The 13,851-nt window shown below is 64.5% G+C and carries 8 protein-coding genes and 1 tRNA gene; 2 read left to right on the forward strand and 7 right to left on the reverse strand.

The window, feature by feature from the left end; translation table 11 throughout:
• Positions 1 to 60: 60 nt before the first annotated feature.
• Both ACDA63_RS15635 and wrbA read left to right on the forward strand, forming a co-directional pair.
• Positions 61 to 2,061: a phosphatase PAP2 family protein gene (locus tag ACDA63_RS15635; RefSeq protein ID WP_373664211.1), complete on the forward strand. Its 2,001-nt coding sequence runs from the start codon at positions 61 to 63 to the stop codon at positions 2,059 to 2,061.
• Positions 2,062 to 2,243: 182 nt separating this feature from the next.
• Positions 2,244 to 2,843: an NAD(P)H:quinone oxidoreductase gene (gene wrbA / locus ACDA63_RS15640; protein ID WP_373664212.1), complete on the forward strand. Its 600-nt coding sequence runs from the start codon at positions 2,244 to 2,246 to the stop codon at positions 2,841 to 2,843.
• Between the two features lie 78 nt (positions 2,844 to 2,921).
• Here the strand turns inward: wrbA and ACDA63_RS15645 are convergent.
• The 7 genes from ACDA63_RS15645 to ACDA63_RS15675 all read right to left on the reverse strand — a co-directional run bounded on the left by ACDA63_RS15645 (position 2,922) and on the right by ACDA63_RS15675 (position 13,790).
• Positions 2,922 to 2,998 (reverse strand) — tRNA-Pro (locus ACDA63_RS15645).
• Positions 2,999 to 3,105: 107 nt separating this feature from the next.
• Positions 3,106 to 5,211, reverse strand: a complete 2,106-nt coding sequence (ppk1, locus tag ACDA63_RS15650) for a polyphosphate kinase 1 (RefSeq protein ID WP_373664213.1) — start codon at positions 5,209 to 5,211, stop codon at positions 3,106 to 3,108.
• A 364-nt stretch (positions 5,212 to 5,575) separates the two neighbouring features.
• A complete protein-coding gene (locus ACDA63_RS15655; protein ID WP_373664214.1) occupies positions 5,576 to 6,475 on the reverse strand; it encodes a DUF4434 domain-containing protein in 900 nt (299 codons plus the stop codon).
• Complete coding sequence (locus ACDA63_RS15660) at positions 6,475 to 9,459, reverse strand: tetratricopeptide repeat protein (protein WP_373664215.1); 2,985 nt, start codon at positions 9,457 to 9,459, stop codon at positions 6,475 to 6,477. Before ACDA63_RS15660 ends, ACDA63_RS15655 begins: the two co-directional genes overlap by 1 nt.
• The gene (nrfB, locus tag ACDA63_RS15665) at positions 9,456 to 11,666 is read right to left on the reverse strand and encodes a cyclic di-3',5'-guanylate-activated glycosyltransferase NrfB (RefSeq protein ID WP_373664216.1); all 2,211 of its coding nucleotides are present in this window, start codon (positions 11,664 to 11,666) and stop codon (positions 9,456 to 9,458) included. The genes ACDA63_RS15660 and nrfB overlap by 4 nt, the downstream gene beginning before the upstream one ends.
• 10 nt (positions 11,667 to 11,676) lie before the next feature.
• The gene (gene wecB, locus ACDA63_RS15670) at positions 11,677 to 12,783 is read right to left on the reverse strand and encodes a non-hydrolyzing UDP-N-acetylglucosamine 2-epimerase (RefSeq protein WP_373664217.1); all 1,107 of its coding nucleotides are present in this window, start codon (positions 12,781 to 12,783) and stop codon (positions 11,677 to 11,679) included.
• Positions 12,784 to 13,019: 236 nt separating this feature from the next.
• Complete coding sequence (locus ACDA63_RS15675) at positions 13,020 to 13,790, reverse strand: ThiF family adenylyltransferase (protein WP_373664218.1); 771 nt, start codon at positions 13,788 to 13,790, stop codon at positions 13,020 to 13,022.
• Positions 13,791 to 13,851 lie beyond the last annotated feature (61 nt).

Consider the following 13,851-nt stretch of genomic DNA (forward strand, 5'->3'; position numbering starts at 1 on the left):
TAGCAATCGCTTCATACACTCGTGACCGCTTGAAATCACCTCTAGCGGAGCACACCAGAAATGCAGCAGAACGTCCGGCCCTTCCCGGTGGCCACCCTTTTGTCCCTCATCCTGGCGGCATTCGCACTCGCCGCGTGCGGCAGCGATGACAATAGCAACGACACCGCAGATGGCACGAGCCCGGCGGTCGTGGCGCCCGCGGCCCCCACCGGCCTCGGCGCAGAAGAGATCGCAGCCGTTCCGGGCGGCCTTGCCTACGTCGACACGGGCGCGACCAACCAGCGCAATGATCCATGCATGGTCACGCTCAACACCAACGCCGGTGCGCGTGTGCTGAAGGGCTTTCTCGATGTATGGACGCCCAGCTCGCTGATCGTCGACGCCGGTGTGACGCTGTCGGCCGCCAATGGTTGCGCCGCGGTCACCCCATCGACATGGACGGGAATCCCGGGCGACGCCACCGACGGCACGGTCAAGAACAGCGCCGTCCACCTGGCCAACATCAACTACGTGGCCACGGTGACCAATAGCCGTACCAGCGCGCAGGAACTCGCGGCCTACCTGGACGACCGCCGCGGCAAGGGCTACAGCGTCTCGGACGGCATGGGTCCGCTGACCGCCGCATGGCGCGCCGGCACGCAGCAGACGACCACCGTCACCGCGTTGCCCGCCGACAACGGCGCGGCCGCGATCAATGACGGCGGCAACAACATCGGTGTGGGCAGCGCCAGCAACACCAATCTCGGCCTGGCCGTCGACTTCATCGCCAACCTGGATTCGGGTTCGACCGAACCGCCCAAGCGCTTCTACAAGTACGCGCGCCCGTACCGCTGGACGGCGGCCCAGCCCGCTGTGTTCAATGCGCAAGCGGTCGTTGCGCCGTCGCTGGAAAACGCCAAGAGCACCACGCCGTCGACCGATGGCGGCTTTCCGAGTGGCCACACGGCCGAAGCCTGGCGCGACACGCTGACCATGGCCTACCTGGTGCCGCAGCGCTACCAGGAACTTGTCACGCGAGCGATGGAGATGGGCGAGAACCGCATTCTGGCCGGCATGCATTCGCCGCTGGATGTGATGGGCGGCCGCATCCACGCCACGGCGGTCGTTGCGTACAACCTGAATAACTTCAGCTACTACACCGCCAACGCCAAAACGGCCGCCTACAACCAGGCGCAGGCTTACCTGCAGAAGCAGGCCGGCGTGAGCAGCTTCAGCGAGCTGAACGCGGTTGCGCATTCGGGCACCACCAGCACGGATCGCTTCGCTGACTACGCGGCCAACAAGGCCTTCTACAACCAACGCATGACGTACAACCTGCCGAAGATTAGCGCCACCAGCGCTGCTGCCACCGTACCGAAAGGCGCCGAGGTGCTGCTGGAAACGCGCCAGCCGTACCTGACTGCCGCCCAGCGCCGCGTCGTGCTCAAGACCACCGAAATCGACTCCGGCTACCCGCTCGCCAACGATGACGAAGGCTGGGGTCGCCTGAACCTGTTCGCCGCAGCGGACGGGTACGGCGCCTTCAACGGCGACGTCACGGTGACCATGGACGCCGCGCAGGGGGGCTTTTCCGCCGCGGACAGTTGGAAGAACGACATCGCCGGTGGCGGCCTGCTGACCAAGAAAGGCTCCGGCACGCTGACGCTGGCGGGCGCCAACACCTGGACCGGCGGCGCAATCGTCGCGGCAGGCACGCTGGCCGGCGCATCGGCCAACGCCTTCGGCAAGGGCGACGTCTACGTGAGCGGCGGCACGGTCAAGGTGGCTGCAGGTGGCACGCTGACGGTCGGCGGCAAGTACTCGCAACTGGCAAACGGCACGCTGGAACTCAACCTGGGTAGCGGCTCGCAAGGTCGCCTCGCAGTCAGCGGAGCGATGACCATCGTCGGCGGCACGCTGCACGTCACTTTCGCCAAGGGCTACGCCCCGGCTGTGGGCGATGTGCTCAACGTGATCACGGCTGGCAGCCGCAGCGGCACGTTCGCCACGGTCACGGTCGACGGCTTCAAGGCCACGCCGATCTACAACGGCAACAACATCCAGATCCGCATCGACGGCTGATCGCGCCTGATCCACTTCGCGTGAAAAAAGAGCCGGACGCATATCCGGCTCTTTTCTTGTCCACGTAATCCGCATGGCGGCAGGACGATTTACTACCTAATTTGGAGTGACCACCTCATCCCTCGCGCCAAGGGATCTCGATGCGCCGGCGGCGGTATGGGCGCACTACATGGGAGCCATGCATGTCGAAAGTCCTCGTCCTCTACTACTCCACCTACGGCCACATCGAAACCATGGCCGGCACCATTGCAGAAGGCGCACGCTCCGCAGGCGCCACCGTGGACATCAAACGCGTCCCCGAAACCGCGCCGCCGGACGTCGCCAAAGCCGCCCACTTCAAGCTCGACCAGGCCGCGCCGATCGCCAAGATCGATGATCTCGAAGCCTATGACGCAATCATCGTCGGCTGCCCCACGCGCTTCGGCCGCGTGCCCTCGCAAATGGCGGCATTCCTCGACCAGGCCGGCGGCCTGTGGATGCGCGGCGCACTCCACGGCAAGGTCGGCGGCGCATTCACCTCGACCGCCACGCAGCACGGTGGGCAGGAAATGACGTTGTTCTCAGTGATCGCCAACCTGCTGCACTTCGGCATGGTCGTCGTCGGCCTACCCTACAGCCACCAAGGGCAGATGTCGCTGGATGAAATCGTCGGCGGCAGCCCCTACGGCGCCACCACCATCGCCGGTGGCCAAGGCCAGCGCCAACCCAGCCAGATCGACCTCGAAGGCGCCCGCCATCAAGGGCAGTTGATTGCCGAGACGGCGAACAAGTTGTTTGGGTGAAATCCGCAGCCCGGGAGGCGGGCTGCGATAGAAAACAAAAAGGCCAATCCGAAGATTGGCCTTTTTGTTTGGTTCGATTGGTCGGGGCGGCGGGATTCGAACTCGCGACCCCTTGCACCCCATGCAAGTGCGCTACCAGGCTGCGCTACGCCCCGACACAGGAGCGGGATTATAGCAGCGATTCGCCATCTGTCCAGAACCGGCGCCACTTTTCGACGCGTCCCATGCAAGGCGCGGGCTTGACGCCTGTCCGCACAACGACTTACTTCCCCGACGACTGCTTCTCCGCGATTTCGTGCAGGAGGATTTCCTGCGCGCAACGGCGGGCGCCGCGTGCGCTGCGGCGGCGGTAGTTGGCGGATTCGCCGTCCAGTTCCCACGCCTGACAGTTGTCGCCCAGGTAGGCGCGCAGGCCTTCCTTGATGACGCGGCGCTTGAGCTTGGGATCGAGCACGGGGAAAGCCACTTCGATGCGTCGGAAGAAGTTGCGCTCCATCCAGTCGGCGCTGGACATGTAGACCTTTTCTTCGCCGTCGGCGAGGAAGTAGAACACGCGCGAATGCTCCAGGAAGCGGCCGACGATCGAGCGCACGCGAATGTTCTCCGACAGGCCGGGCACACCCGGGCGCAGCGCGCAGGGGCCGCGCACGATGAGTTCGATATCCACGCCGGCGGACGAGGCGTCGTACAGCGCCTGGATGACTTCGCCCTCGAGCAGCGCGTTCATTTTGGCGATGATTTTGGCGCGTTTGCCGGCACGGGCGTTGGCGGCCTCCTGGTCGATGGCGGCCACGACGTTGGGCTGCAACGAGAACGGCGCCTGCCACAGGTGGCGCAGCGCTTCGGCGCGGCCCAGGCCGGTGAGCTGCTTGAAGACTTCGTGTACGTCCGCGCCGATTTCTTCGTTGGCCGTGAGCAGGCCGAAGTCGGTGTAGAAGCGCGCCGTGCGCGGGTGATAGTTGCCGGTGCCCAGGTGCACGTAGCGGCGCAGGACGCTGCGGCCGCGCTCGTCGTCTTCGCGGCGCACGATGAGCAGCATCTTGGCGTGCGTCTTGTAGCCGAAAACGCCGTACACCACGTGGGCACCCGCCTCTTCCAGCCGCGCCGCCCAGTTGATGTTGGCTTCTTCGTCAAAGCGCGCCATCAGTTCGACGACGACGTTGACTTCCTTACCCTTGCGCGCGGCGCGCACGAGTTGCTCCATCAGTACCGAATCGGTGCCGGTGCGATACACCGTCATGCGGATGGCGGCGACTTGCGGGTCGTCCGCCGCGGCGTGCAATAGATCGACGACCGGCGTAAAGCTCTGGAACGGGTGGTGCAGCAATACATCCTGCTTGCGGATGGCAGCGAAGATGTCGCTGTGTGCGCTCAGCACCGCAGGCACCGAGGGCTGGAACGGCGGGTACTTGAGGTCGGGGCGATTGACCCAGTCCGGCACCTGCATGAGGCGCACCAGGTTCACGATACCCGGCACGCGGTACAGCGCTTCGTTCGACAAGCCGAATTGCTGCAGCAGGAAGTCACTCATCTGCGGCGAGCAATTGTCGGCGACTTCAAGCCGTACCGCGCCGCCGTAATTGCGCTGCTGCAATTCGCCCTGCAATGTGGTGCGCAGGTCTTTCACTTCTTCTTCATCGACGAAGAGGTCGCTGTTGCGGGTGACGCGGAACTGGTAGCAGCCCAGCACGCACATGCCGCCGAACAGATCACCGACGTGGGCGTGCAGGATCGACGACAGGAACACCGAGCCGTAATCGACGCCGGTCAGCTCGCGCGGCAGGCGGATGACACGCGGCAGCACGCGCGGCGCCTGCACGATGGCGGCACCTGAATTGCGCCCGAAAGCGTCGCGGCCTTCGAGTTCCACCGCAAAGTTGAGCGTCTTGTTGAGCACGCGTGGGAACGGGTGCGCCGGATCAAGCCCGACCGGCGTGAGTACCGGCTGGACTTCCTTGACGAAGTATTCGCGAATCCATTCGCGCTGGGCGTCGGTCCACAGAGAGCGGCGCAGGAAGACGATTCCCTCCCGCGCCATCGCCGGGAGGATGACATCGTTGAGCAGCCTGTACTGTTCGGCCACGATGTCGTGCACTTCGGTGCTGATCAGTTTGTAAAGTGCCTGTGGCGCGATGCCGCCGGCCGAGACGGTACCGGACTTGATCTGTTCCTTGACGCCGGCCACGCGGATTTCGAAGAACTCGTCCAGGTTGCTGGACACGATGCACAGGAATTTGAGTCTTTCGAGCAGCGGCACGCGCTCATCGGCGGCCTGCGCCAGCACGCGGCGCTGAAATTCCAGCAATGACAGTTCGCGGTTGATCAGTTGATCGAAGGACGCTACGCGTCTCACCTCTGCGGGGATCATGTCTTCGCTTATCTCTGAGGGACTCGGAAGTCCCAGATTCTGTGACAGTTTGATGTCATCCATATGACAACCGTTTTGGACACAAGAAAGGCACCCGTTGGTGCATCTGCGGATGCGCCCGGTAGTGAGCGAAAGGAAGCGATTAACGTGCCTGTTGCCCTGCATCTTGCTACGAGGCGGGCAAAGTGCGCCAGCGGGTATTTCACGTAATGACACGGATTCCGCCAAAAGGTTTTGCCGCGTGGGCCAGCGTGAGCGTCCGCAAGAAAGCCAATCATCAGCTCTCTTGGAGCTTCGGCCCAGGCGCACCGCCGCGTGCCTGCATGTCGACATACGGCGACAGCGCCGGCCGGCGGCGCGCAGCTCAATAGGGCAAGGCGCCGCCGATGGCGGGAAGGTAACGCAGGGAGAAGAAGACGCTGTCCTTGCCATCGGTGCGGCGCGCCAGAATGGCGGCTGCCTCGGCGGGCGGCAGCGGCTCGGCGCGGAAGGCCGAGGCATCGCCGGTCGAGCGGAAAATCTCGAACACCGTGCCGCTTGCTGCATTGCGGTGCGCGATGGCGTCCAGGTACAGGGCGCGCTCCGATGGGCGCAGGCGCCCTACCCCGGCACCGTCCTGCACCCACAGGTTGACGCCCGTCGCGCTCAGCCGGGCCAGCAGACCGGCATAGCGATCCGGCGCCATGTTGCCGACGAAAAAGCTTGTGACGTACACCGGCCGCTCGCCCAGCGTCCGCAGAAAGCCGACTTCGCGCGCGAGATGCAGCGCCACTACGTCAGCCGCACTGTCGTCGCGCCAGCGTTTGTCGTCAATCTCGATCGGCAGATACCAGCCGGCGATGGCGTCCTTGCCGATTGCGGCGATCCAGCGCTGCGCCAGCGTGCGGTTGTCATCGGCCATGCGGCGGAAATAACCGCCCAACACGTTGCCGGGTTGCTGCTGCCGCTCGAAGAAATCCGGGTCGGCCGACAGCCCCGCGACAATATTCAGACCCGCTGCACGTGCTTCCTGCACCCGCAGCACCAGCCAGGCGAATGAAGCCTTGTCCGCGAAGGCGTCGCCATAGCGTCCCCATTGCACCACGAGCGTATCGATGCCCTGTGCCCGCACGGCGGCGAAGATGGCGGGCCAGCGCTCGGCCGGCACTTCCATGTCGCGCAACTGCGGCTGGTAGATGATGCCGGTCATGGCCTGTGCCCACAGGGGCAAAGCGAGGGCAAGGCAGGCAGCGAGGCGAAGCAGACGAACCCACGTACAAGCCATTACCAGCGTCCTCCAAAGGTCAGCAACAGGCTGTCGGCGCCCTTACCGTCCTGATAAGTCTGGAAGGCATGCTGGAATTCAATGCCGAAACTCGTGCGATGACGATAGGCGTCGTAGCGGGTCTGTCCGTACCACCAGTTCCAGCGCACGCCCACACCGATGCGCACGTCGCGCTGGAAACCATAGTCGTTGTCGTTGATGAAGTTGTACTGCGCACGCCCATAGGGTTCGATCGTCTGCGCGCCGCGAAACACCTTCTGGTGCCAGCTCGCCCGGTAATCGGCGGTGAAAGCGTTGCGGTCAGCGCGCACGTAATGGGCAACGTCCAGGTACAGGTTCTGCGCCATCCAGCCGCGCCCCGATGGGTGCCAGTCGTCGCTGAAGCGCCCCGCATTGAAGAATGATGCACTGGCGCGCAGCATGACGTCCGCCTTGGTCTGTTCGTCGTTGTCGAGCGGCACTTGCTGTTCGGCTGCGAAGTAAATGACCTGCGAGCGCCAGGGTTTCCAGCTCAGCCCCGCCCCCAGCATCGGCGCGTACACCGGCAGCGGCGTATCGCGACCGCCGTCGCCCGCGAACACGCGAGCGTAAGCAGACAGCGTGCGTCCATCGCGGATCGGTTCGCGCCCCAGGCGATACTCCGCCGCCAATTGCGCAAAACTTCGATAACCCACGCCGGGCTGCGAGGCGTTGATGGCCGAGGCGTTCTGCGAACCGCCCCAGGCATCGGCGCTGAATGTCCAGCGCCGCGCAAGGTCTTCGTGCAGCCGACGCAAGCCGAATTCGCGGTCGGCAATCTCGTCGCTACGGCCATCGACGCGTGGGTCATCGCGCTTCAGATCATCGACCGCCTGACGCGCATAGCGCCGCGCGGCCGTGTTGTCGGCCAGCCGTTGGTTGGCGTAGACCAGCGCCTGCGTGATGGCGACGTCATCCGGGTACACGACGGCGGCCCGTTCGAGCTGCGTTCGCGCATCGGCCGGACGGCCAGCGCTTGCATAGGCATGGCCGAGCGAGGCCGCCAGCTCGGCATTGTCCGGGTCCAGCGCCACAGCGTGTTCGAGATTCGTCACCGCACTGCGCCTGTCGCCGCGCGCCGAGTCGACCGACGCCATGCGCGCATACAGACTGGCATCGGGCCGCAGCGCGATGGCGCGCTGCAGGTCCTGGTACGCGGCGTTGCCGTCGCGTGATGCCCCGGCCTGGGCACGCAGCGACCAGTACGCAGCATCCTGCACCGCACCGGAGGCGGCGTATCCGTCGAGCCAGACGTCTGCCTGCGCAGGATCGTCGGCGGCCACGGCGGTCGTCGCGGCGGCGAGGTATTCGGCCGGGCCCATGTCGGCGGCAGGCACTTCGCGCCATGCCCCCAGCGCGGTCGCATAGTCGTGGGTGGCGAAGGCCTGGTAGGCCAGCGCACGAGTGGTCGCCGCGCCACCCTGTGCATGCTGGGCGCGCTCGAATGCGTATTCGGCCAGACCCGGTTTTTCATGCTGGTAGCACTGGCCCAGCGCCATCCAGTCGGCGGCGCTGTAGCCGTTCCCTGCCAGCGAATCGAGCAGCGATAAAATCGCATCGCAATCACGCTCGGCGGCAAAGTGGGTAACCTGCACACTACGCAGCGCATCGGGCCGGAGCGGTTGAGACAGCATCTTTCGCTGCGTGGCGGAAGCCAACGAGGCATCGCGCGACATCAACGAGAAGACGCGGCTGACCAGCGCAGCACGTTGCGCGACGTCGGCCTTCGTGAACGGATAGGCTTCCATCAACAAGGCAAATGCGGCCGTGTCGGCGTGCTTGTCGAACAGCCGGTAGCTGAGGCTGTCGAGCAAGGCCATGTCGTCGGGGCGCTGGCGTTGCAGCGTGGCGGCGTAGCGGCCGGCGGAATCGAGTTGTCCCTGGCGCAGCGCCACTTCGAACCGGCTGTCGAGCAAAGCGTTGTCCGGCAAGATCGACAAAATGCGCGCAGCGCCCGTCACATCGCCGGCCGACAATAAGCGGGGCACCAGCATGTTGGCGCGCAGCCCACGGTTTTCGACAAAGCGCGGTTCGTATGATCGCAGAGGCGCCAGATCGGACGACGCCACGCGTCCAAGCAACACCATCCATTGCCGTTCATCCTGCGCTCGCGAAAACGACGGACTGCGGGATGCCATGTAGCGCTCCAGCGCGGCGCCGTTCCCCTGCGCGGCGAGCGCCTGGGCAACAGCGAGTTGCAGTTCGGCGTCGAACAGGCCGGCGCCTTGCTGGAGCGCTACGGCCTCGGTGGTCTTGCCGCGTTGCAAGAGCACACGCAGCCATTGCGCTTGTTCGGCGCGCGTCGCCTCGCCCAGACCGGACAGCGACTGCAATTGCGCATCGGCACGCACCCAATCGCCCAGGTAGATCGCGCGCTGGGCGATGGCGCGACGCAATTGGATGCCTTCGCCACTGTTGGCAAAACCCCTGTCGCCCAGTGCCCGTTCGGCGCTCGCCAGGTCGCCCGCCTGCACGGCAAGCAAGGCTTCGGACAATGGGCCCGGGCGCTGCGGGACTGCCAACGGCATCAATCCGGGCGGCGACGGCTCGGCAGGCGTGCTCGCGGAAGTCGCGGCGGACGGTGCGGAAACGGACTGCCCGAAGGCCGACAATGCGGCGTCAATGCGCGCGTCCTGCGGCGTGTAGCTGCGCTGCGCTTCAAGCAACCCACGTGCGCGTTCGGGGGTGCCGTTGGCGCGATACGCCTCTGCCAGTTGCAGCGCGATGGTGGCGTTCTGCGGGGCGAGCTGACGGGCGCGCTCGAATTCGCGCACGGCCTGCGCGGTGTCGCCACGGCGCAATGCCGCCTGCGCCTTTTCAACGTGCGGATAGATGAGAAAGCGGCGGTACGGCGTGACGTCCGCCCCCAGATCGAAACGGTCGGTATCGGCCGAGGACGCTGCCTGCGACTGCCCGACGAACAGGGCCGCGACGACGGCAGGGATCAATGCCAGGCGCAGCCTCATGCCAACACCATCGAAGGCGGCAGCGACACGCCTGCGTCGCGCAGCATCTTGTGCATCGAAGGTTGCAGCGTGCGCTGGACGCGCAACACTTCGTCGAGGGTCTCGGCGCTCACCACGCCTTCGTTGACCAGAAAAGACCCGAGTTGCAGGTCGGTGCGTTCGTGTTGCAGCAGCAGGGCCTTGAGCGCGGCGCCATCGATGTGGCCGAGCGACATGAGGACTTCGGCGAACAGCACCTGCCGGTCCATGTAGCGCTGCCACAGCGTCGGGGCGCGATCGGCCGCCAAGACACCGCTGCGCACGGCGGCATCGATGAGCGCGCGCGGATCGTCCTCGCGGTTGCGGGCGTACCAGTGACGCAGGCCGACGGTGACGCGCCCCTTGGGTACGATGACGTACCGGACCTCGCCGCGCAACTTGCGCGCCAGGGCGGAGAGCGACACTGGATCGATATCCGACTCGCTGCCGACGACGAGCACGCTTTTCTCGCGTCGCAATGGCAGCACCGCGTAGTGCAGTGCAACTGCCGCCGGGACGGATTCAATCAGCGCCGGATCGATGGCGTAAGCGTCGATGTCTTCCCATCCCACGTGGCTTTGCACGGCCACCGCCGCCGCCAGTTGTTCGGCCGTGATGACGCCTTCATGCACCAGCCACGCCCCCAGGCGCAGACCGCGCGAGGCGTGTGTGAGGGCCTTTTGCAGTTGAGCTTCGGTGATCGCGCCCTGCTCCACCAGAATGCTGCCCAGTGGACGACGTGCGCGGTTCTCGCCCCCGACGCTGGGAAAGTGGTGCGTGGTCTTGTCCCACGCCACGCGGCGCGGGTCACCGTGCTGGACGATCTGACGGATGGCGCGCCAGTTGGCGAGGAAGTTGATCAGGTTGCCCCAGAACAGGCGCGGCAAGGACATCAGCCCCTGGAACAGTCCGTAATAGCTCGACACGAAGATGACCCGCTGCAACATGCGGTTGGCCATCAGGAAGAAATTCACCCACAGCAGCGACATGAGCAGTTGGCTGTCGCCGAAGATCGACAGGAACTGATAGGCGTCCGGCCACACGGCCTGGTAGATGCCGAGCACCACCAGTTGCAGAAGGATCAGCGAGGCGATGAAGCTCACGAAATTGCTGATCGCCCCCTTGCGGTCGCGCCACAGGAAGTAATTGAGCGACAGACTGTCGGTCCATTTGTGCGTCTTGAATCCTTGGTACACGATGCCGATGATCCAGCGCGACTTCTGCCGCACGGCGGTCTGCAGAGTATCGGGGAAGTACTCGCGCACGCAGATGACGCTTGCATCGCGCCGGCTGCGCCCGACGCGGCCACTCGTTTCCTTGCCGCGCACCACGGGGAAGCGCACGAAAATTTCGCTCATCCCCTTGGCCTTGAGGCGGAAGCCGATGTCGTAGTCCTCGGTCAGACTCTGCACGTCAAAGGCGATACCGTCGCCTTCGGCCAGCAGCGCCATGATCGCGCGCCGGCTGAAGCACGTTCCCACGCCGGCGCTGGGCACCTGGCCGGCAACCGCTTCGCGCACCAGCACGTCCTTGCCGTGCAGCTCGGCGAATTCATCGAGGTAATGCAGGCTGGTGAAGTTCCACCACGTGCGCTCGAACGGATACACCGGCAGTTGGATGAGATCCTTGCGGTCGACAAGATAGTTGAACAGGCGCAGCTCCATGTCGGAGGTGACGTCCTCCGCGTCATGCAGGATGAAGCCGGCGAATTCGAGATTGGCGCGCCCTTCGAACTGGAAGATCGCATCGAGCACGTTGTTCAGACAGTCGGCTTTGCTGGTCGGCCCAGGCCGCGCGCACACCACTTTGTGGACGTTCGGAAAGCGTGCGCACACCTCATCCACGTCGCGCTGCGTGTCCGGATCGTTCGGATAGGTGCCGATGAAGATGTGATAGTTCTCGTAGTCGAATGTGGTCGCCGCCAGTTCGGCCATCTTGCCGATGACGCCCGTCTCGTGCCACGCCGGCACCATGATCGCCAGCGGTTTCTCGACCGGTTCGTACAGCGCCATGTGCGACAGGCGCGGGTGCTCGCGATAAACGGTGACCGCGCGCCACAGGCGGCGCACCCAGTACGTCACGTCGATGAACAGGTCGTCGAGTCCGCTCACGAACATCGCCGTCGCCACCACCAAAGCGATCAGCTTCAGCCCGTACAGATACGTTGAGAAGACGTCGACAAACCACATGGGCACTCCTTCAGGCGCAGGCGGGGATCGGGCGGGACAGGGTCTCGCGCAGCGTATGGGCGATGACCTGGCAGGCCGTGCCGTCGCCGAACGGATTGCCCGCGCGCTGCATGCGGCGATAGGCCACGTCGTCGCTCCACAGTTGTTCCACCGCGTCCACAACCGCCTGTCGTGCCGTGCCGACGAGGCGCGCGCAACCGGCTTCGACGGCCTCGGGGCGTTCGGTTTCTTCGCGCAGCACGAGCAGCGGCACGCCGAAGGTCGGCGCCTCTTCTTGCAGGCCGCCGGAATCGGTCAGCACCAGCCACGCATCGACCAATGCCTGCTGCATGTGCAGGTAGTCGAGCGGCGTGGTGAGTTGCACGTTGGGCAGATCGCCGAGGATCGCGTGCACCGGCGCCTGGATCATCGGATTGAGGTGCACCGGAAACAGCACCGGCAGTTCGGGATGCGCGCGCGCGATATCGGCGATGGCGTGGCAGATCTGCTCCACTTCATTGCCCCAGTTCTCGCGCCGATGGACCGTCACCAGCAGATGGCCGCGCCCTTGCATGGTGCGGCGGATGCCATGGTGGGCAATGCTCCATTGCTGCGCATCGACCACCGTGTTGCCGCTCAGAGCGATCTGATCCGAGCGGATGGCCTCGCTCAACAAAGCCTGACGAGCGCGTTCGGTGGGCGCGAAGTGAAAGCGCGCCACACGGCCGATCATCTGGCGCAAGCCTTCTTCGGGGAAAGGACGATCCGGGTTATAGGTACGCAGTCCCGCTTCGATATGAGCGACCGGCACGCGGTGATAGAAGCCGACGAGTGCGCCGAGGAATGCGCTTTCAGTGTCGCCTTGCACGATGACGAGTGACCATTGTCGGCTCGTCATGACGGCTTCGAGCTGCTCACGGCACCCCAGGCTGAATTCGGACAGGCTGGAGCCGCGACGGGTCAGTGAAATATCCGGAATGATGTCGAAGCACGCCAGGATCTGGTCGGCCATGTCGCCATGCTGGCCGGTGTGCAGCCACTGGACGCGAGCCCACGATTGGGCGCACAGGGCATGGTAGAGCGGCGCGAGCTTAACGATTTCCGGGCGCGTGCCGCAGATGATGAGAATGTCTTGCATAGCCGTGACTCCCTTTTTCCGTTCCGCCCAAAACGAGGCCGGATACGGCTGACAAATTCATTAAATTTGCCAATTATTCTTACACGGCTATTCATTGCGCTTTGTAAGTCAAACGTTAATTTCTGACCATATTCAAACCTTTACAACGTAAATTCACGATGCCTGACGTATTTGTAAGTAAATCTCCGAATGTTCTTTATCAAATTCGATAAAATTATTACGAGAATTAATTCAGATTATTCTTGCTGTGCAGCCGAACGTCCCTCGCCGCACACCGGGCACGAAGGATCTCGGCCGTATCGCACAGTCCGCATCTCCCCTCCCAGCCCATCCACCAGCAGGAGTCGCCCCACCAGCGGCGAACCGAATCCGGCGATGACCTTGAGCGCTTCGGCCGCCTGCATGCTGCCGACGATGCCGGTCAGCGGCGCAAAAACCCCCATGACAGCGCAGCGCACCTCTTCAACGTCGTCCGCTTCCGGAAAAAGGCAGTGGTAGCAGGGATTGTCGGGCGAGCGTGGATCAAATACCGACAACTGCCCGGCAAAGCGGATGGCCGCCCCCGACACCAGCGGCGTGCGATGCGCAACGCAGGCCCGGTTGATGGCGTGCCGCGTGGCAAAGTTGTCCGAGCAATCGAGCACGACCGAGGCCTGTGCGACCTGCTCATCCAGTTCGTCGCCCTGCAGGCGATGCGCCAGCGTCGTGATGCGTGTCTCGCCGTTCAGGCGCAATAGCGTGTCGCGGCCCGAATCGACCTTCGGCCGGCCGACCGACGCCTCGGTATGCAGGATCTGGCGTTGCAGGTTGGTCAGGTCGACGGTGTCACCATCGCACAGCACGATCTCCCCTACGCCGGCGCTGGCCAGATACATTGCGGCCGGCGAGCCAAGGCCTCCCGCCCCCACCACCAGTGCGCGAGCGGCAAGCAAAGCGGACTGCCCGTCGACGTCGATTTCGGGCAGCAGGATATGGCGGGAATACCGCAGCAACTGATCGTCGTTCATACGCGGGCGGTTCGACTCGGGAAAAGACTTGGAGCGTAGCGCATCGCGGGCCCGTGCTGCA

This window comes from Uliginosibacterium sp. sgz301328 (genome assembly GCF_041807905.1).
GTDB lineage: Bacteria > Pseudomonadota > Gammaproteobacteria > Burkholderiales > Rhodocyclaceae > JBGVSA01.